We start from the raw sequence: 19,200 nt of genomic DNA, 5'->3' as shown, positions 1-19,200 counted from the left end.
AGGAGGAAGCACCATGGGTGAGAAAAAGCATGTGACGTTGCATATTACCGGCATGACGTGCGCCGCCTGCTCAAGCCGCATCGAGAAAGTGCTCAATAAAATGGACGGAGTCGAGGCGAACGTCAATTTAGCAATGGAAAAAGCAACGATCGATTATGACCCAATGAAACAAAGCATTCACGATATTCAAGAAAAAATCGAAAAACTTGGGTATGGCGTGGCGACCGAAAAGGTGATGCTGGATATTGAAGGGATGACGTGCGCTGCTTGCGCAGCGCGAATTGAAAAAGGTTTGCGGCGCATGGAAGGCGTGGAAAGCGCTACGGTCAACTTAGCAACAAACAGCGCGGTGGTGGAGTATAAGGAAGGCATCACATCGGTCGAAGCGATATTAGAAAAAATAAAAAAACTTGGCTATAAAGGACAAGTGCGGAAGGAAGAAGAGAGCGCGGGGTTCAAAGAAGAACTGTTGAAACAAAAACAGCGGCAGCTTGTGATTTCGATTATTTTATCGCTTCCGCTTCTATATACGATGATTGCGCATCTTCCGTTTGATCTTGGTCTGCCGATGCCCGCTTGGCTGATGAATCCGTGGATGCAGCTTCTGTTAGCGACACCTGTCCAGTTTTATATCGGCGGTCCTTTCTATGTCGGCGCGTATCGAGCGCTAAGAAACAAGAGCGCGAATATGGACGTCCTTGTCGCGCTCGGCACGTCTGCGGCTTACTTTTACAGCTTGGTGGAAGCGGCCAAAACGATTGGAAGCCCTCACTATATGCCAAATTTATATTTTGAAACAAGCGCGGTGCTTATCACGCTTGTGCTTGTCGGCAAATACTTCGAAGCGCGGGCAAAAGGGCGGACGACCGAAGCGATTTCGAAGCTGTTAAGTTTGCAGGCAAAAGAAGCGCTCGTGCTTCGCGACGGCAAAGAATTCAAAGTTCCGCTTGAACAAGTGGCAGTCGGTGACACGATTATCGTCAAACCAGGCGAAAAAATACCGGTAGACGGTATCGTAATTGCGGGAGCGTCCGCTGTTGATGAGTCGATGATTACGGGAGAATCGATTCCGGTTGATAAAAAAGAAGGCGACCGCGTCATTGGCGCAACGATCAACACGACAGGCACTCTTACGATTCGGGCGGAAAAGGTTGGAAAGGACACAGCCTTAGCGAATATCGTGAAAATCGTCGAAGAAGCTCAAGGTTCGAAAGCGCCGATTCAGCGGATGGCCGATGTTATCTCGGGAATTTTTGTGCCGATTGTTGTTGGTATTGCTGTGTTGGCGTTTATTGTCTGGTACTTTTTTGTTGCACCGGGCGATTTGCCAACAGCGTTGGAAGTGGCGATTAGCGTGCTTGTCATCGCTTGTCCGTGCGCTCTCGGTCTTGCTACGCCGACATCGATCATGGTCGGCACCGGAAAAGGAGCGGAACACGGCATCCTCTTTAAAGGGGGTGAGTACTTAGAAGAAACGCATAAAATCAACGCGGTGCTATTGGATAAAACAGGAACGGTGACAAAAGGAAAGCCACAAGTGACGGATGTCCTTGAATTTCAAGAAGGAATGCTTAATTTCGCGGTATCGGCGGAAAGCGCTTCGGAACATCCGCTCGCGCAGGCGATTTTCGAATACGGCAAACGGCAACAAATCGCTGTGAAGCCGCTTGAGCACTTCGCGGCGCTTGCGGGCCACGGTATTGAAGCGACAATCGATGGCAAACGTGTTCTCGTTGGAACGAGAAAACTAATGAAAGAAAACAACATCGACATTTCTCGACATGAAGAAAAAATGATACAATTAGAAATAGAAGGAAAAACAGCGATGTTCGTGGCCATTGATGGACAGCTTGCCGGCATCATCGCCGTTGCTGATGCGATCAAAGAAAATGCCAAAGAAGCGATTCAAGCATTAAAACAAATGGGGCTTGACGTCTACATGGTCACAGGCGACAATGAACGGACGGCAAAAGCGATTGCCAAACAAGCGGGAATCGACCATGTATACGCCGAAGTGCTTCCGGAGGACAAAGCAAACATTGTCGAAACACTGCAGCGTGAAGGCAAACGGGTGGCCATGGTCGGCGACGGCATTAATGACGCTCCGGCGTTGGCAAAAGCCGATATCGGTATGGCGATCGGCACGGGAACGGATGTCGCCATCGAAACGGCCGATGTCACATTAGTTGGCGGCGATTTATCGCATATTCCAAAAGCGATCGAGCTTAGCCGTAAAACGATGACAAATATTCGGCAAAACTTGTTTTGGGCGCTGTTTTACAATACGATCGGCATCCCGGTTGCCGCCGCTGGACTGTTGGAACCTTGGATTGCCGGAGCGGCGATGGCATTTAGCTCCGTATCGGTAGTAACGAACGCACTTCGCTTGAAGCGCGTGAAACTATAAAAACATAAGGAGGAATACATCATGACAACAACATTACAAGTACAAGGAATGACGTGCAACCATTGCAAAATGGCGGTCACAAACGCTCTTCAAGAGTTAGAAGGAGTCAACCGCGTCGAAGTGCATTTGGAAAAAGGCACGGTCGATGTCGATTTCGATGAAACGAAAGTCAGCATCGCCCAATTGAAAGAAGCTGTTGAAGAACAAGGTTATGATGTGGAATAAACGAAGGCCTCCCTTTTTCTAGGGGAGGCCATGATTTTTCTTCCGAAAATTGTTTTCTTATCGAAAGGAGTAGAGCCTATAGTTCGAATCCACTTTTTGGTGATCATTTTCTTACAAAAACATCATGAGAAAGGATACCAATATCTCTTGTCAAAATGTGACAGGTACATCGTTGGCATATATGAAGAAACATGCAATATGTAGCTGAAGTGGCTTGCTGTATGGTTTTCTTGTGCGCAATCGCGTTGTCCATCAATAATGTAAGGGATAATAGTACTAATTTTTTGCAAGCTGTAGACATAAAAAATAATAACTAAACACATTTATTAGTCTCAAAGTCCTTAAATAAAAAGGAAAGGAATCCACCTTTCCTCTCTTTTTGTGGGTATATTTCCATGATATAGTAAATCTGGTTACCTACTAAAAGTAGGAGTTTTACTGTAGGAGGGCAATTGCATGACCCTTGCTTACTATTACTCTTTATTGCGCAAGAAGGAAGAAGAGTTACAGCGTGTTTACCATTGTGAATCAAAGTTGTTGAGTTCGCAGGCGGAGTTCCAGGCTTATCAGCGTTTTATAATGGATCCTGAACTATCGTCTAACACGTGGAACGGGAAGAAGGCGGAAAAGTTCCAGCAAATAAGGAATGAAGATATGTTGGAATCCTATCAAGATATTATTGAACAACAATTTTCCGTAGTTTTCGATCAGCTTTCATCTAAAGCAAATGACATCAAAGAAGAAATTTATTTGATTAGACAAATGATTGCGCAACTAGAAGCACAACAAGCGGAGCAATAATTATTCATGCTTCTATGTTTGTTTAGAGTGATGAAACGGATTGAAAAAGAGGGGGAGAGTTGTAATTGAGCGGTGAAATCCATATACAATTTGCACAGGTAGAAAAAAAGCTTCGTCAACTGCAAAACTCCACGGAAGCGTTAAGTATTTCCTATCCTTCTTCTGTAGCCGGAGGAAATGAGCTAGGTGTTGTTAGGAAATTGGATGAACTTAACGGCGAATTACGTCATCTTTTAGAAAAATATAAAACGCTTCTGCTTTCTAATATACAGTCCACCTTTCATTCTCTTGATGCCATGAAGGAAACAGACCAAGCGATAAGTTCCTCAATTATCGGAAAGAGCCAAGGGGGAGAGAGATAAGTGAGAGTCTTAGATGTTTCTGATTTAGAAAATGGCGTCAAGGAATTAAAAGCTATATTAAAAGTGCAAAAGGAACAAATAAATAACATTAAAGATGATATGCAATCATTTACGCATTCTGAATCTTTTTATGCTGGTGAAGGAGCTAAAGCTATTCGCTTTTTTTATAACGAGTGCCACGTTCCGTTTTTACGGTTTCTCGAAAATTTCATCGATAACTATCAAAGATTTCTAGTTAACTTAGGAAAATCACTGAATGATTTAGAGCCGGCAAATAACGGATTTATTCGCGAAAGTTTTTTGGAATATGAGATTACTTCAGCATTACGGCGAATGAAAAATACCGTCATAGACTTAATAGATGAAGCCAATGGTTATATGAATGAAGTAAATGATATCGTTTGCTTGACAAGATTAGACGATCAGCGTTTTATGCACGGATTAAAAAAAGCGGAAGATTATGTGGCAGAAACGGTGGAGGATTTGCGGAAGTTTGATTCCGAACAGATGAAAGAATTAAGCGGCCTGGAAGCTGATCTTCAAATCATGAAAAATTATACTGCGCTTATCGAGTCGATGTTTTGCCAAGGAGATTTTTCGATTTTATCGTTTAACATGGATAAGCTAAACAGTCATCCAGATTATAGAACGCTGACGGTTAAATTGCGAAATGATGAAATGAAGGAAAGGGTATATCCTTTCACTGATTTTTTCGCCACAATAAACGAAAAATTAAGTACAGGAGATAATATCATTATTGGCACAAGGCTTGTGGCGTTTCTCGCTTCCATGCAAGTAGCGAAAGGTTTGCAAATAAAATATATTCGTCAAGCACCGACCTTATGGCAAAAAATAAAAGGCGACTATCGATTCGCGGTGAAAGCTCACCCTTCATGGACAAGCGAAACAAAACACGAATCGCCCCTAGCCAAATTTATTATTAAACTGACGAGAAAAGAACCGAATAGTTGGTATGAAAAAGTACTGAAAAAAATTTTTTCTGGTTATCGGAGTCCATCAGACTTTATTAAACATATGGCAGGATACCCTAAAAATATTGAAGGCTTATTGACCGGGGAAGAGTTCAGAAATGCATTGATAGACCGGGTATCGGCAGGGGTTAAAGAAACAACTGAAGCTGCAACAAAAACGAAGGGAATGCACAAAACAGCTGGGTATATACCTGGAGTTGGGATTGCCATTACTGCTGTGGCTAATTTAACTGAATATGTAAGTCCGGAAAATCAAAATAAAAGCCCAGCAGAAAGAGTTGGCCGTGTTTTTACTGGAGCATTACTGGATATGTTTGCTATAAACGTAGGCACAAGAGTGGGAATCCTGATTGGCAGTATAGGAGGGCCGCCGGGGATGATTATAGGAGGGGCGGTTGGAGCGTTTGTAGGCGGAACCGTTAGTTCTCTGTTTGGCGATAAAATAAAGGACGCTGGGGGAAAAGTAGTTGACGAGGCGGCGGATGCGATTAAAAAGGTTGATGACAAGGCGGTGGATGTAATAAAAAAGGCAGAAATACCAGCATCAATAAAAAAGTGGTTTAGCTAGCGATAGTTTTAAGGAGGCATATATTGATGACATCAGATTTCAGGTTTCTATTGTCAGACCTATGGTTTCTATTATCGGAACCACATACATGGATTACTCTGCTTGATTATACATTAGGGGCGATTTTTATATTACAGTTTAGCACTGCTGCCGCTGTCTTTTTAGGTGCTAATTTGGTGGTATATTCCTATGACTTAGCCTATGCACAACATCCGGAAGCGATGTGGGAGAAAATAATCATTCTAATACTTAACTTGTGTTTTTGGTTTCCTGTTTATCTGTATAAGAGAGTATCCCCTTATCCATTTTTGATTCGGAAATTGTTGTATGCGGTTTTTACGGTTGTGGGGGCAGCGGTATATGGAATTATATGGATGGCTCTGCACTATTTATTAAAATTGCTGTTGTTGGGGCATCTATAATGGACAGGCCAGGTTTTTGAGCTGGCAGCAATTGTAAGAAAGCAAGATACATAGAAAGTCAAAAGTAGAATGGAAAAAGGAAAGAGGAGGAGTCCGATGGAGCTTGTCATGACGTGTACAACGGCAGAATTGATGCTGTTGGTGGGGGTATGTGATTATCCTGGTGTTGCTAAAGGGATAGGAGCAGCAGCGTTTGGAAAAAGGAGCGAAAAAGAATGGAAAGCTATTTTGGAGACAGCGGAGCATCAACTTATTTTAAAGGGGATTATCGATGATGAAAAAGCTGAGCGTGGCGAAGAACCAATATCCGATGAAATGAAAATATTTATCAATCGTTATGTGCAGTCAAAATGGGTAATAAGAGGAACGGACATGCCTCGCAAAAGAGCGCTAATGTTCCATCATTACGAAGGGGACGACTGGCTGGCGCATATTATATATAAAGATATTATTCATGAGTTTTATTACGTAACATTTGACGAAATTTTAGATCAAATTCGTGAGTATTATTCATTTTCATCAGGAGATTCCGTGCCTGCAGAACAATTTTTTCTGACCGAGAAAGCGTTCGATTGGTTGAACGAACCGAAAAAAGTAGACAAAGTTAAGAAGAAAAGTGAATTTACGGACGAGGAAAAAAGAAGTTTTGAACATTTCCTTGAGGATCTTGAAGCGAAAAACCGGTATTTATACAATCTCACTACCTTTCATTTCCCTAATGGAACGGATAATCTTTCGCCCGATCTCTATATGGAGAATGTGCTTTATCATATGAGAGATCTTTTCTTTTTTCTTCCATCTCAAAACGGAGTGTGGCTTGTCGAGTATACGCCGCATCCGAAAACACCGGTCCGTATTTATTTAGTGACGGTAAAGGAATGGATACAGCGAGTAGACCGCTTTAAAGAAGTGATCGAAATGTGACAGCGAATGGCGTGTCCTTAGGGGAATTGGCAATTGATGCGGATTCATATTTTTTGCCCCCGCTAAAGCAGATATAGAGCAGCGTTTCCCAGTAAGCCTGGCTGCATCACGCCCGTTTCATAATAATAACTGTGAAGGAAGTGGATGAAATTAAAAGGCAGAAATACCTGCGTCAATAAAAAAGTGGTTTAGCTAGCTAAGGTTTAGGGAGGCATATATTGATGACGTCAGATTTCAGGTTTCTATTGTCCGATCTATGGTTTCTATTATTGGAACCACATACATGGATTACTCTTCTCGATTATACATTGGGGTTTATTTTCATATCGCAGTTTAGCACTGCTGTTGCTGTCTTTTTAGGTGCTAATTTAGTGGTATATTCCTATGACTTAGGCTATGAAAAACATCCGGAAGCGCTGTGGGAAAGAATATCTAATCTAATAATTAACTTGTTTTTTTGGTTTCCTGTTTATTTGTATAAGAGAGTATCCCCTTATTCATTTTTGATTCGAAAATTGTTGTATGCGGTTTTTACGGTTGTGGGAGCAGCGGTATATGGAATTATATGGATGGCTCTGCACTATTTATTAAAATTGCTGTTGTTGGGGCACATATAATCGACGGAACAAAATTTAAAATAAGGTTAACGAAAGGAAAGTGTTCTATGAAGCTGCCAGTTTGCTGCAAATGTCATTATTCATTTCGCTGAAGAAGCGCCATAAAGGTATTGTTTGGATGGAAAAGGTTTATCTGTCCACATTGTAAAACAAAGTTGTACCCGACCGCGGAATCACGACAAAAAGCGTCATTCGCAAACTCCCTTTCGTTGCTAGTATTATTGCTTTTGCCATCTTTCGGAGTATCCTTTCTATGGACCTTTATTATATATTTCGTGCTTTTAGCAAGCATCTTGGCGCTATTGCCATTTTCTGCACATTTGTTGATCAAGAAGAGCCGTTTTGGTGATAATGATAGAATGAATAACTTATCCTTGCGTAATGTATAATGATGGTACGTTGATTTTTTAGGAGGATTCCATTTATGAGGCGGAACATCGCAACGAAGCGAACCGGTTGGATACTCATTGTTCTATCCACGATTGTATTTCTCGTTCCTTTTGTGATCCCGTTTTTTCCCGTTTCTACCACAATAAAAGTGGCAATTGGCGGAGCGGCATTGGTAACGGCGGAAGCGTTATTCTGGCTAGGAGCGCTGCTAGTCGGCAAAGAAACAATTCAAAAATATAAGAAGCGGTTGTTCAAGAGAAAAGTAAAAGAATAGATTAAATGCTATGAAGGTAGTGGTCTATGAAAAGTTGTAATAATATTAACTTTTCTTCGGATATTTTGATTATATTTGGTCTATTGCACGAGTGATGTTGTTGTATTCAATAATATTATTATGTAAACTTACTGGGGATAACATGAAAAAATCAGGCTATGAAATGAACCTTTATTGCAATAAGAAGTGCCCCCTTTTTGTTGTACTAACGGCACTAACGGGTCAAGTTTAGTTGAAAAAGGAATAAAAGCGAAACAAGAAGAATAAATAAGAGTATCGATTTACGGAAAGTTACAATGAAAAAAACTTTCTTATTTGTAATTCTTTTGGTTTCAATTTTGGTCGGATGTAATAATAAACAAATTTTTCTTTCTGGGGAAAGTGAGAACTGGAGATTAATATTGTTATGTCCGAAAAAATTGACATCTCAATCATCAATCTAACTAATTTACTTAATTGTGATTTACAGTTGGGAAATTTCTGAGTATATAGTTAAATATCAAAGCCCTTCTCATTCGAGAGGGGCTTATAATTATTTAGTAACACTATCATGTTTTTTCTTAAGTGCCAAAAATAAAATGCCAGCAAGAATGATCAACCCACCTACAATTGACAAGATAATATTCGTTATATTTGGTACAACAGCCTCCATATATATTTTGTTTTTGTCTCCAGGAATTAATTGCCATTCAAGTGTTTGGCCATCATTTTTTACATCTGAGGCATTGTGATTTTTTGCTTTCACTGGAAGGTCGAGTAAGAATTTTAAATCCATTTGATTTAGTACAGCATTATTAATATTTGACATTTCTTCAGTTGAATCCATTGCCATATCACTTAGATCGAGTTGTGTATCCAATACATATCGCGTACTAAAAAAGTCTTTTTCAATTTTTACAGGTTTTTCGTCTTTACTGTTCACCATAGTATAGAAAATAGGAACATCATTTAACTTATCAACATGCTTCTTCGCTCTTATTCCTGTATATCCGTTCTCTTTGTAGTTAGCAACTGTAAATCCTTGTTCTTCAGCTTGTTTACGTATTTCCTCTATCGGATTTTGACCATCTGAACTAGCAAACCCCAATAAAGTACTCTCAAATCCTAGATCATAATTTAAGTCTGCACTTCCATCCTTATTAACTTTTACATGAAATACGCCTTTTACACAGCCACTTAACAACCCTATGGATAAAATTAAAACAAAAAGTGATAGCAATTTTTTCATTACGATTCCCCCTGTTCAAGTATATGAAAATGTTAATTGTACCAATATTTTTATAATATCCTAAATTATAGTAATAATCCATATTTCAAAAGCAGATTACAAAAAATAAAAAAGCCTACTCGCTTTGTAACTGATTCCGTTTTGGGATGCAAAACAGGCATTTGACACACAAAATGGCGTGCGAATTGGCAATCGATTCGGCATGTTATTTGTCTTTATAAGGTTTTTCAAATAAAGTTATTCACTTTTGCAGGGGAAAGTTTGAACTATCTAGAAGATGAGAAAATGAAAAGAATTTATGGAGAGTGTCAATTACATACCAATTCAAGTGTCATTTCTAATGCCGATTTCCATGAAACGAGATACCCCATCCATCACAGGATTCCTGTGGTGTTTATATGTGAAGAAGGGATGAGGAAAGATGAAATTGGTGGGAAACAAAATCTATTTGCGATTTTTAAAGAATACAGATGTGGGTCCGTTGACAGAGATGCACCGTAGAAACCGAAAATTTTGGCAACGGTATACGCCAGATAGGACCGAGGAGTTCTATACGGAGGAATATCAGTTAAATCGAATTCAAACCAGCTTGGCGAAGATGGAAAGAGACGAGCAATACACGTTCGGCATTTTCCTCATCGGTACTGATGAACTGATTGGCATCATTGAGTTGACTGAAGTGGTCCGTGGTCCTTTACAGGCATGTTGGCTAGGCTATTATGTAGATCAATCGCACAACGGACATGGCTATACTACTGAAGCTGTGCGCCTAGTCGTTGATTATGCCTTCGAAGTTCTCAAGTTGCACAGAATTGAAGCAGGGGTCATGCCACATAACATCGGATCGATTCGAGTTTTGGAGAAAGCAGGATTCCATAAGGAGGGGCTTTCCAAGAAGAATGTGAAGATTAACGGAAGGTGGGAAGATCATTTACACTTCGCTATCGTGAATCCAAATGATTCAGAATGACCAGAATTACCCAATTTTCCTATTTATCTCTTAGATTTTTTCTAATTATTGAAAAGAACCGTTAATTGAAGAATGAAACCAAATTCCTGTTATATCCGTACTAGTAGTTGCATCAGATCTGGAAAGGCAGGGAATATGGTGAATCGATTAGAGTATCGTCTCTGGCTTGGCGAGGAAAACTACCGCTTGCTTTATTTTTATGAATCGATAGATTTGCCGCAAATCATTGCCCGGCGCGAATGCGAGTTTTTTGTAAAAGAAGGAGTGGCGTATCAGCAAGTTTCTTCCGCGCTCGAACACGATACGTTTGTCATTTACGTCGAGGAGTATGAGCGGGGACCGAAAGAAGCGGAAGTCGATAGCAACGATTTACTGCTGGAAGTTCGCGAACTCGATGCGGAAAATGGGCATCCCGTGATTGCAACGCTGGAGCTTCCTTCCAGTCTTGATGTGATGGCGTACATCGGCAATTCGTTTACGTATTTTCAAGGGAAAGAATGGCTTCGTGACAGCTCGGAAATCGACGAGGACCGTAAAGTGTATGTTCTTTATGTCACTGCAACAGGATTTGTTATGGAAGAAGGAGAGACTAACCGATGAATAAGACGAAAAAAATGATGGTTGGCGTGCTGACGACAATGATGGCCGCTTCACTTACTGCCTGCAGAGATGAAAGCTTGCCGCCGAAACCTAATGATCAGGATTGCGATGATTGGGAGTGGGATGCATCAACGGGGACGTATGTTTGTGACGATGATGACAGCTCTCATTACCGCCATTATTACTATAGAGGCCATTATTATCCGTCGAAGCGCAAGTTACAACGTTCTGCGGCATATAAAAGTTATCAACAGAGCGCGGAATTTAAGGCAAGGGCGAAATCCGGAATCGGTTCAGGGACAAAAGGCAGCTTTTTTGGAGGGTAACAATGTATTCGATTGAAGAACACCGCCAGCGCCGCGCCCAATTTTACGGGGCAATCCCCAATTTTTGGGCTGACTTATACGGTGCGGAATATGCTTTGTTCGATTACTATACGTTAACGGCTCGGGAAGTCGAGCAAATACGAACGACAACGGACCGCATCGGCCATTTGTATCGAAAAACGGCCAAACTGTTGCGCCAATTGCCTGTTGAAACTCTACGGCTGTTAGGGTTTCATCCAGATACGCTTCCGTTTTTGCGCGCTTCCACACTTCCGGCGGAAACGGTGATCGCACGTGCCGATCTCGTATATGTCGACGGAACGTTTAAGTTGATCGAATTGAACACGGATACACCGACATTTATTCGTGAAACGTTTGATATTAATGAACAGATTGCTTTCTTCTTACGCATGGCTTCACCGAATGAAGGAGCGGTGAAAAACGTAACAGAAGCGGTCCGGCATGCCGTTTGGCAGTCATACCGTTTATTGCATTGCGATGGAGAGCCATATGTTGTGTTTACTTCCCATGAAGATCATATGGAAGACCGTGAGACGGTTCGGTATTTGCAGCGAATAAGCGGAATGGAGGCTGCCTATGTGCCGCTTCATGAGCTCTACGTTGTTGCCGAGGATGTTCCACTAAGTGGCGGCGGTGTGCTGCGGCGCGGATTGTACGATGCGGAAGGAAGGCGGATCGATGTGCTATATCGTCAAACATATCCGCTTGAGCATTTAGTCGAAGACCGCTCAGCGGATGGAACGAAAGTAGGAGTACAGCTGCTGGAACTGTGGAAGGAGCGGGAAGTCGCCCTCATCAATCCGCTGTCGGCGTTTTTGCTTCAGTCGAAAGCGGTGCAGGCGCTCATATGGGGACTTTATGAGGAAGGGAATCCGTTTTTCACGAAAGAGGAGCGTCAATGGATTGCCGAACATTTTCTTCCTACGTATTTAGATGAAGAGTATTTCCTTACAAAACGAACGATGTATGTACAAAAACCCGCGTTCGGGCGCGAAGGAGACACGGTAGTCATCAAAAACGGAAACGGTGAACCAGTCGCTGTTGACAGCCAGCAAACATATAAGGACGAAACACCAGTTTATCAGCAATATGTTCCGTTGCCCGAAACCGTTGTCAAAACGGTAAACGGATATGAAACGGTGAAACTATTGCACACGTGTTTTTTAATAAACGGAAAAGCGGTTGGAATCGGTCTGCGTGCGGGAGGAATAATTACAAACAACTTGTCCTATTATTTACCTGTCATGATGAAAGGGTGAAGAAAATGACGTATGTGGTGAATTTTCTGATTTATACCGTTTTAGGTCTTGTGCTGATGGGAGTTGGGATCGGCCTATTCAGCTTAACGACGAAATTTTCAGAGCGGGAACTCATTCGCCAAGGCAATATGGCGGTAGCGCTGAAATTGTGGGGAAAAGCGCTAGGATTGGCGATTGTCATTTACGCCGCCTGGAGCAACAGCGTCAGTTTGCTTGATGCCCTTCTATGGGGCGCAATTGGAATTATCACGCAAATTCTTGTTTATTTTGCTTTGGAGTACATTTTCACGCCAAAGACCAACTTAGCAAAAAAAGTCGAGGAAGGCAATCTCGCGGTCGGCTTCAGTTTATTTGCCATTTCCATTATTGTCGGCTTGATTGTCGCGGGAAGTATGTCGTATTAAAGTGAGCCCGTTACGCTTGTTTCGGGTTCTTTTTCTAAATGAGGAGGGAACGGGATGAAAATCATCCAAACCACTAATGCAGACATAATTGCAAAATTAAATCGATCTGTCCATGATTTGCATGTTCAACGGTATCCGCAGTATTTCAAAGAGTACGCTTATGAAGCGGTGAAAGCATTTTTTCAAAGCATTATAAATAAAGACAACTTTATTTTTCTTCTTTTGGAGGATAATGAAGAAGCCATTGGCTATGCTTGGATAGAGATAAGAAAATACCAAGAAACTCCTTTTCGAAAGGCGTATAAATCTATATACGTTCATCAAATCAGTATCGTAGAAACCGAAAGAAAAAAAGGATATGGTTCAAAGTTAATGGAAGAAATTTATCGTATTGCCAGCCATCACAAAATCGATTTAGTCGAATTAGATTATTGGGCGGAAAACGAAGCAGCAAAAGATTTTTATCGGAAGCAAGGATTTTCTACCTATAGAGAAATCGTTTATAAAAGGCTATAGATTTCCAATCATCGTTTTGGAGAAACGGTTTATAATCATCACTTCCAATTCGAAATAATTTGGAAAGGAAAACAATAATGATGAAGGCAGTCATCTTTGATTTGGATGGCACATTGCTAAATCGCGACGTTTCCATACAAAAGTTTATCGAATACCAGTATGAGCGCTTGCAGTTATGGTTAAGCCATATTCCGAAAGAATCGTATATCGCTAGATTCATTGAATTAGATAATCGAGGGTATGTTTGGAAAGATGCTGTATATCAACAAATGGTCAAAGAATTCGAGATTATTGGCATCACGTGGGAAGATTTACTAGAAGATTATATGAATCATTTTCACAAAAGCTGTGCCCCGTTTCCTCACCTTGTATGGATGTTAGAAGAGTTAAAAAGAAAGTCATTGAAATTAGGAATCATCACAAATGGAAAAGGACAATTTCAAATGCATTCGATAAAGGTGTTAGGCATTGAAGGCTATTTTGATACGATTCTTATCTCGGAATGGGAAGGAATTAGTAAACCAGATCCCCGACTATTTCAAAAAGCGATGGATCATTTGAATGTCCTGCCAAATGAAAGCGTATTTGTTGGCGACCATCCAATCAACGACATTCAAGCGGCACGGAATATAGGGATGAAAACCATTTGGAAAAAGGATGTGGCATACGAGTCTGTGGAAGCAGATTTTGTCATAGAAGATTTAAGAGAAATTCCAGGAATCATCGAAACGCTTCAGCAACAATAAAGGGAGAGAAGAAACGAATACAATTTGTTTGGGAGAAAATAACGTTATTGTTCGAGAAATTTGTATAGCCGATTCTTTGGAATTATATTGAAGAAGCCGATCCCGAGTGGAAAACGTGAGGATAATCCAACGATAGAATAGTGCGGGTGGAAAGAAAATAGAAGCGAAAAGGACCAGCGATTTTCGTTGGTCCCTTTACGCGCCTTTTAATTCCGCCGGCTTGTGATCGAGCGATTTTGGTTTCATGATGAATGGATATAATACCAACCCGGCGACAAATAAGCCGATTCCTAAGAAAAACGTGTACCAGTCAGCCGTTCCGGTTTTAATGACCCAAATCGAGTACACTAGTGCCGCTGTTGTAATGATGCCGTCTCGGATGCGAATGTGTTTCGCGTTTTCATATGTTTCTCCCGTTATAATTAATTTCAGCTGATATAAAGCGGAAACGAGATACGGAACTAAATAGGCGAGCGTTGCGACGACAATCGCGAAATTGTACGCTTCGTTCACCGTTCCCGATACGGTCGAAAATAGAAAAATTTGCGTCATGAAATTCGTAATGAACAAAGAACGAACAGGGCTGCTGTTTCGGTTCGTTTTCGCAAAGAAAGTAGGGAACAATCCTTCTTTTGCCGCTTGATAAGGCACTTCTGAGCTGACGACAATCCAGCCGATCGTTGAGCCGAACAACGAAATGAGCGCCAAAATTGCCATGATGTAGGCGCCGTTGCTGCCGATGACAGCGTATAGCGCATCTACGAGCGGTTTTTGCGATTGCTGGAGCTGTTCTTGTGAAAGAGCCCCCATCGTTAACAGTGAGATTCCCATATAAATAAGCACAGAAATAAGTAATCCAAGCAATGTCGCTTTTTTCACATCTTTTTGCGACTTCGCGCGGTTGGAAAGCATAACGGCCGATTCGATGCCGATAAATGCCCATAGCATCGTAATCGCCGCTCCGTTTATTTGGCCTGGAACGGACACCGCTTGCCCTTTTTCATTCGTGAATGCAAACCCGCCACCTAAATTAGCGGCGTTAAACACCCAAACGGTCGCGATAATATAAAGAAGAAATCCGATGACTTTCGCTCCCGTCGTCAAAATATTAATGCTTCCTGCGCGTTGAAAATCGCGGGTAAGAATCCATTGAATTCCCCATAACACGATCGTGCAAACCGCAAAAGTGAGCGCTTTTCCTGTCTCTAATTGAAACGTTCCGATCGTAAGTAAGACGTGTTTGCTTTGCATAATCGGGAAAAACGTGCTTAAATAGCCGGCAAACGAAATAATGACAGACGCGGTTGCCGCCCAGTTCGCGGCCCAATATCCCCACGCCATGCTGTAGCCTGCTACCGTTCCCGCTTTCGGAGAGGAAAACATTGCTTGCGCGTAGCTTTGTGGTCCTGCTTTCAGTTCTGGCTTTCTTGTCACTAAGCTACCGAACACGAGTGCAATCGTTAAAACTCCCAATCCGGTTGCCATCCAGGCAAGAGCGGATCCCATCGGGCTTGCGACTTGCGCTAGACTTGCCGGAATCATAAATATGCCACCGCCAATCATATTTCCGACGACAAAGGCGGTTAAAATCCATAGTCCCCATTTTTTTGTTGACATCGTATAATCCCCCTTATATGCAAGGTCTGATGTGAATCTATGATTCATCCTAATTTTGTTTACTTATTCATCATATACTATTATTTTAATTTGGTAAAGTGATAATATGGTAAAGTAAAAAAGTTGATAAATTGCGAATAATGCCTATTTTCTTAGGACGATTTATCCAATGAGATTTATTAGATTTTTCGCTTTTTTCATGACTCTATTATTTCTCTTATATCGTTTCTATTATTGTTTTCATGAAAAAAAGCATAAAATGAACTCAGAAAAGTCCCCGCTTTTTGGGGGCTTTTTTATTGAGGCACCGACAGAAGAAAATAGTATATTGCTTGTGGAAAGAAAAATCGGGAGTACAATACTTATTGTGAGGCATTGCGTTTTAACCTCTAAACGAAGGGGACAGGAGATGAATCAGGAATTTTTGATTCATAAAAACGAAAATATGTTTAGAAGACTTCCGATGTAGCATCAAGTAGAAGGCGGCAGCCTTTTCTATGCAGAATCTTCTTCGATGGAGATGGTAAGAAACTCCCATCTCTAAATAAAATGGTGGTGGGAGAGTTTGATTCAGGAAAGGAGAGAGAGCATGGACGCTATCAAAGAGTTCGCACAAATGATCAATAGTGCTGACAAGATTACTGTTTTAACCGGAGCGGGAATGAGCACCGAATCGGGAATTCCAGATTTTCGAAGCGAAAACGGTATTTATGCTCAAGAGGGAAACGTCGAGCATTATATTTCTGAATATTATTTTGAAACACATCCTGTCGATTTCTGGCATAAATTTAAACGCATTTTTTCATTAAAGTTAATGGGAAATTTTGCGCCAAATCAAGGCCATCTCTTTTTGAAACATTTAGAAGACATGGGGAAAAAGGTGACGATTTTGACGCAAAATATTGACGGACTGCACAAAAAAGCAGGCAGTTCGCGCGTCATTGAATTACACGGCACGCTGCAAACAGCAACATGCCCGAAATGCCAAACAAAGTATGATTTAGCGTTCGTTAATAGCCATGATGTACCGCGGTGTGAGCAGGAAACATGCAATGAAATTTTAAAACCGGATGTTGTTTTGTTTGGAGGAATGGTTCATCGGTTCGAAGAGGCGCTCGAAGCTGCATATGATAGTGATTTGTTGATTGCGATGGGAACAAGCCTTGAAGTAACACCTGTCAACCAAATCCCGTTTTATGTATCCACAGAATCTCCTCGTGCTCATAAAGTTATCATTAACAAAACACCGACGAGAATGGATTATTTATTTGACATTGTTATTCATGCAGGAATCGGAGAGACAGTTGCCAAAGTGCAGCAATATATCGCGGATGCTCGTTGAACATTGGTTCAACTGCATCTGCTTATTTTATTACCTTCTTGGTGAGAAATCATTTTTTAAACCCAAAATATATTGTATTTTTTAAAATTTTAGAATATAATAACATTAACATACCAACTGGTTGGTATAATTTCCGGCAATACGTATATGCATGAATATAGAAATTCAGATAAAAATGGAGGGGACAAGATGCATTTGCGCCTTAGTGATGAACAACGGATGGTGCAAAAGGCCATTCGCAAATTTGTCGAAAAAGAATTAATGCCGTTAGAAAATGAAGTGTTGCGAAACGAACGGGAAGGAAAGCCGGGGCTTTCTGAGGAGAAATTGAAAGAATTGCAGTTAAAAGCAAAAGAAGCGGGTTTTTGGGGGATCAATACACCAGAGGAATACGGAGGCGCCAATCTTGGGCATGTGATGCAGGCGATTGTGACGATGGAAGTGTCGAAAACGTTTGTTCCATTCCGATTCGGGGGGTCAGCGGATAATATCCTCTATTATGCCAATGAAGAACAAAAGAAAAAATATTTAATTCCAACCATTAATGGCGACAAAAAATCATGCTTTGCCATGACGGAACCGGGTGCGGGGTCGGATACAAGAAACATTAAAATGACGGCGGTAAAAGACGGAAATGAATGGGTGCTAAACGGAGAAAAAATATTTATCACCGGCGGGAACGAAGCGGATTTTGTGATGGTGATCGCCATTACGGATAAAGAACGCCATCAAGCGACAAACGGGCGGGAAGGAGTTACTTGCTTTATCGTTGACCGCGAAATGGGCTGGCGCTCTGAACCAATACATACGATGGGACCATCGACACCAGCCAGTTTAATTTTTGAAAATGTGCGCGTGCCGGAAGAAAACATTTTAGGGGAGCTGCACGGGGGATATAAACTCGGATTGGAGTGGATCGGATATGCCCGCTGGATGGTCGGCGCCCGCGCGGTCGGAACGGCGGAACGGCTATTGCAAATGGCGATTGACTACGCGAAAGAACGCGTGACGTTTGGCAAGCCGATTGCGGAAAGACAAGCGATTCAATGGATGATCGCCGATTCGGCCGTCGAAATTGAAGCGGCGAAATGGCTTGTGCTAAACGCAGCGTTTACGCTCGACCAAGGCGAAGACAACCGCCATTTAGCATCGATGGCCAAATTGTTTGGCGCCAACATGGGCAACCGCGTCGTCGACCGCGTCCTGCAAATTCACGGCGGCATGGGCTATACGAAAGAAATGCCGATCGAGCTCTGGTACCGCGAGGCTAGACTTTGGCGCATTTATGATGGCACCGATGAAATTCAGCGCATGATTATTGCCAGAAACCTGCTTAAAGGGCATGTCAAATTGGGGCAATTTCTATAAAAGTTGAAAGCGTTATCGAATAAAAGGGGGAAGCAATCATGAGTCAAAGATTTACAGGAAGAGTCGCATTCGTTACAGGAGGAAGCCGCGGAATCGGTAAGGCGATCGTTACGCGTTTTGCCGAGGAAGGAGCGAAAGTGGCGTTCATTGACTTAAATGAAGAAGCATTGCAGGCCACTGCAAGCGAATTGCGCGAAAAAGGCTATGAAGTATATGCAAAAGTCGCAAGCGTCACCGATCGCGAACAAGTCGAAACGACGGTAAAAGAAATCGTTGACCAATTTGGATCGATTGATATTCTCGTTAATAATGCCGGAGTCATTCGCGATAACTTGTTGTTTAAAATGACGGATGAGGACTGGGACACGGTCATGGATGTCCACCTTAAAGGGGCGTTTTATTGCGCGCGCGCCGTCCAAAAATACATGGTTGAAAAACGGTACGGCCGCATTATTAATGTTTCTTCCACTTCCGCGCTTGGCAACCGCGGACAGGCGAACTATGCGGCGGCAAAAGCTGGAATTCAAGGGTTTACAAAAACATTGGCGATTGAATTGGGCAAATTCGGCATTACAACAAACGCTGTCGCTCCTGGATTTATTGAAACCGATATGACGAAAGCAACAGCGGAAAGATTAGGCATTTCGTTTGAACAATTAATTCAAGCTAGCGTTGCAGCCATTCCGGTCGGACGAAGCGGCAAGCCGGAAGATGTCGCGCAGGCGGTGGCGTTCTTCGCCGATGAGAAATCTTCCTTTATTAACGGCCAAGTGCTATATGTAGCCGGAGGTCCAAAATGTTAACGGAATAAGGAGGAAACG

General features: G+C 41.9%; 22 protein-coding genes. 20 read left to right on the top strand and 2 right to left on the bottom strand.

Translation table 11 applies throughout. The annotated features are described in order from the left end of the window. The first annotated feature begins 13 nt into the window (after positions 1-13). From DER53_RS13365 to DER53_RS13320, 10 genes are all read left to right on the top strand, one after another. Complete coding sequence (locus tag DER53_RS13365) at positions 14-2,407, top strand: heavy metal translocating P-type ATPase (RefSeq protein WP_062754682.1); 2,394 nt, start codon at positions 14-16, stop codon at positions 2,405-2,407. 21 nt (positions 2,408-2,428) lie between these two features. After that, positions 2,429-2,632 (top strand): copper chaperone CopZ, encoded by a 204-nt coding sequence (gene copZ, locus DER53_RS13360; protein WP_015863983.1) that lies wholly within the window; start codon positions 2,429-2,431, stop codon positions 2,630-2,632. Positions 2,633-3,088: 456 nt separating this feature from the next. Further along, the gene (locus DER53_RS13355) at positions 3,089-3,433 is read left to right on the top strand and encodes a DUF5082 family protein (RefSeq protein ID WP_062754680.1); all 345 of its coding nucleotides are present in this window, start codon (positions 3,089-3,091) and stop codon (positions 3,431-3,433) included. A gap of 65 nt (positions 3,434-3,498) precedes the next feature. Beyond that, the gene (locus tag DER53_RS13350; protein WP_062754678.1) at positions 3,499-3,795 is read left to right on the top strand and encodes a YwqI/YxiC family protein; all 297 of its coding nucleotides are present in this window, start codon (positions 3,499-3,501) and stop codon (positions 3,793-3,795) included. Further along, on the top strand, positions 3,796-5,355 hold the full coding sequence (locus DER53_RS13345) for an LXG domain-containing protein (protein ID WP_062754676.1): 1,560 nt from the start codon (positions 3,796-3,798) through the stop codon (positions 5,353-5,355). 26 nt (positions 5,356-5,381) lie between these two features. Continuing rightward, positions 5,382-5,777, top strand: a complete 396-nt coding sequence (locus DER53_RS13340; RefSeq protein ID WP_062754674.1) for a magnesium transporter CorA family protein — start codon at positions 5,382-5,384, stop codon at positions 5,775-5,777. A 96-nt stretch (positions 5,778-5,873) separates the two neighbouring features. Then, positions 5,874-6,701 (top strand): hypothetical protein, encoded by an 828-nt coding sequence (locus DER53_RS13335; protein ID WP_062754672.1) that lies wholly within the window; start codon positions 5,874-5,876, stop codon positions 6,699-6,701. A 221-nt stretch (positions 6,702-6,922) separates the two neighbouring features. Then, the gene (locus DER53_RS13330; protein WP_062754670.1) at positions 6,923-7,318 is read left to right on the top strand and encodes a magnesium transporter CorA family protein; all 396 of its coding nucleotides are present in this window, start codon (positions 6,923-6,925) and stop codon (positions 7,316-7,318) included. Between the two features lie 110 nt (positions 7,319-7,428). Beyond that, positions 7,429-7,707, top strand: a complete 279-nt coding sequence (locus DER53_RS17800; RefSeq protein ID WP_073967976.1) for a TIGR04104 family putative zinc finger protein — start codon at positions 7,429-7,431, stop codon at positions 7,705-7,707. 35 nt (positions 7,708-7,742) lie between these two features. Beyond that, entirely contained in the window at positions 7,743-7,982 is a 240-nt protein-coding gene (locus DER53_RS13320; RefSeq protein WP_015863979.1) for a transporter suffix domain-containing protein, read from the top strand. A gap of 532 nt (positions 7,983-8,514) precedes the next feature. Here DER53_RS13320 and DER53_RS13315 read toward each other — a convergent pair. Further along, positions 8,515-9,210: an LptM family lipoprotein gene (locus tag DER53_RS13315; protein WP_015863978.1), complete on the bottom strand. Its 696-nt coding sequence runs from the start codon at positions 9,208-9,210 to the stop codon at positions 8,515-8,517. Between the two features lie 421 nt (positions 9,211-9,631). Between DER53_RS13315 and DER53_RS13310 the strand changes: the two genes are divergently transcribed. The 7 genes from DER53_RS13310 (at position 9,632) to DER53_RS13280 (ending at position 14,052) form a co-directional block, all read left to right on the top strand. Further along, positions 9,632-10,180: a GNAT family N-acetyltransferase gene (locus tag DER53_RS13310; RefSeq protein WP_062754668.1), complete on the top strand. Its 549-nt coding sequence runs from the start codon at positions 9,632-9,634 to the stop codon at positions 10,178-10,180. A gap of 138 nt (positions 10,181-10,318) precedes the next feature. Further along, complete coding sequence (locus DER53_RS13305) at positions 10,319-10,780, top strand: hypothetical protein (protein WP_062754780.1); 462 nt, start codon at positions 10,319-10,321, stop codon at positions 10,778-10,780. After that, entirely contained in the window at positions 10,777-11,106 is a 330-nt protein-coding gene (locus tag DER53_RS13300) for a hypothetical protein (protein ID WP_062754666.1), read from the top strand. Before DER53_RS13305 ends, DER53_RS13300 begins: the two co-directional genes overlap by 4 nt. Before the next feature lie 2 nt (positions 11,107-11,108). Then, positions 11,109-12,386, top strand: a complete 1,278-nt coding sequence (locus DER53_RS13295; RefSeq protein ID WP_062754664.1) for a glutathionylspermidine synthase family protein — start codon at positions 11,109-11,111, stop codon at positions 12,384-12,386. A gap of 5 nt (positions 12,387-12,391) precedes the next feature. Then, positions 12,392-12,790 carry a DUF350 domain-containing protein gene (locus DER53_RS13290; protein ID WP_062754661.1) on the top strand — a complete coding sequence of 133 codons (399 nt, stop codon included), beginning with the start codon at positions 12,392-12,394 and terminating at the stop codon, positions 12,788-12,790. A gap of 54 nt (positions 12,791-12,844) precedes the next feature. After that, a complete protein-coding gene (locus DER53_RS13285; protein ID WP_015863972.1) occupies positions 12,845-13,306 on the top strand; it encodes a GNAT family N-acetyltransferase in 462 nt (153 codons plus the stop codon). Between the two features lie 77 nt (positions 13,307-13,383). Then, the gene (locus DER53_RS13280) at positions 13,384-14,052 is read left to right on the top strand and encodes an HAD family hydrolase (RefSeq protein ID WP_015863971.1); all 669 of its coding nucleotides are present in this window, start codon (positions 13,384-13,386) and stop codon (positions 14,050-14,052) included. A 195-nt stretch (positions 14,053-14,247) separates the two neighbouring features. Here the strand turns inward: DER53_RS13280 and DER53_RS13275 are convergent, their stop codons facing one another. Beyond that, positions 14,248-15,669, bottom strand: a complete 1,422-nt coding sequence (locus DER53_RS13275; protein ID WP_062754660.1) for an amino acid permease — start codon at positions 15,667-15,669, stop codon at positions 14,248-14,250. Positions 15,670-16,258: 589 nt separating this feature from the next. Here DER53_RS13275 and DER53_RS13270 point away from each other — a divergent pair. From DER53_RS13270 to DER53_RS13260, 3 genes are all read left to right on the top strand, one after another. Beyond that, entirely contained in the window at positions 16,259-17,011 is a 753-nt protein-coding gene (locus DER53_RS13270) for an NAD-dependent protein deacylase (RefSeq protein ID WP_062754656.1), read from the top strand. Between the two features lie 189 nt (positions 17,012-17,200). Next, positions 17,201-18,379, top strand: a complete 1,179-nt coding sequence (locus DER53_RS13265) for an acyl-CoA dehydrogenase family protein (protein ID WP_062754654.1) — start codon at positions 17,201-17,203, stop codon at positions 18,377-18,379. A gap of 38 nt (positions 18,380-18,417) precedes the next feature. Next, entirely contained in the window at positions 18,418-19,182 is a 765-nt protein-coding gene (locus DER53_RS13260) for a beta-ketoacyl-ACP reductase (RefSeq protein ID WP_062754652.1), read from the top strand. The last annotated feature ends 18 nt before the right edge of the window (positions 19,183-19,200 follow it).

The organism is Parageobacillus toebii NBRC 107807, from assembly GCF_003688615.2.
Classification (GTDB): domain Bacteria; phylum Bacillota; class Bacilli; order Bacillales; family Anoxybacillaceae; genus Parageobacillus_B; species Parageobacillus_B toebii.
The sequence above is the reverse complement of the archived record's forward strand: the minus strand, read 5'-3'. Positions and strand labels throughout refer to the sequence as shown.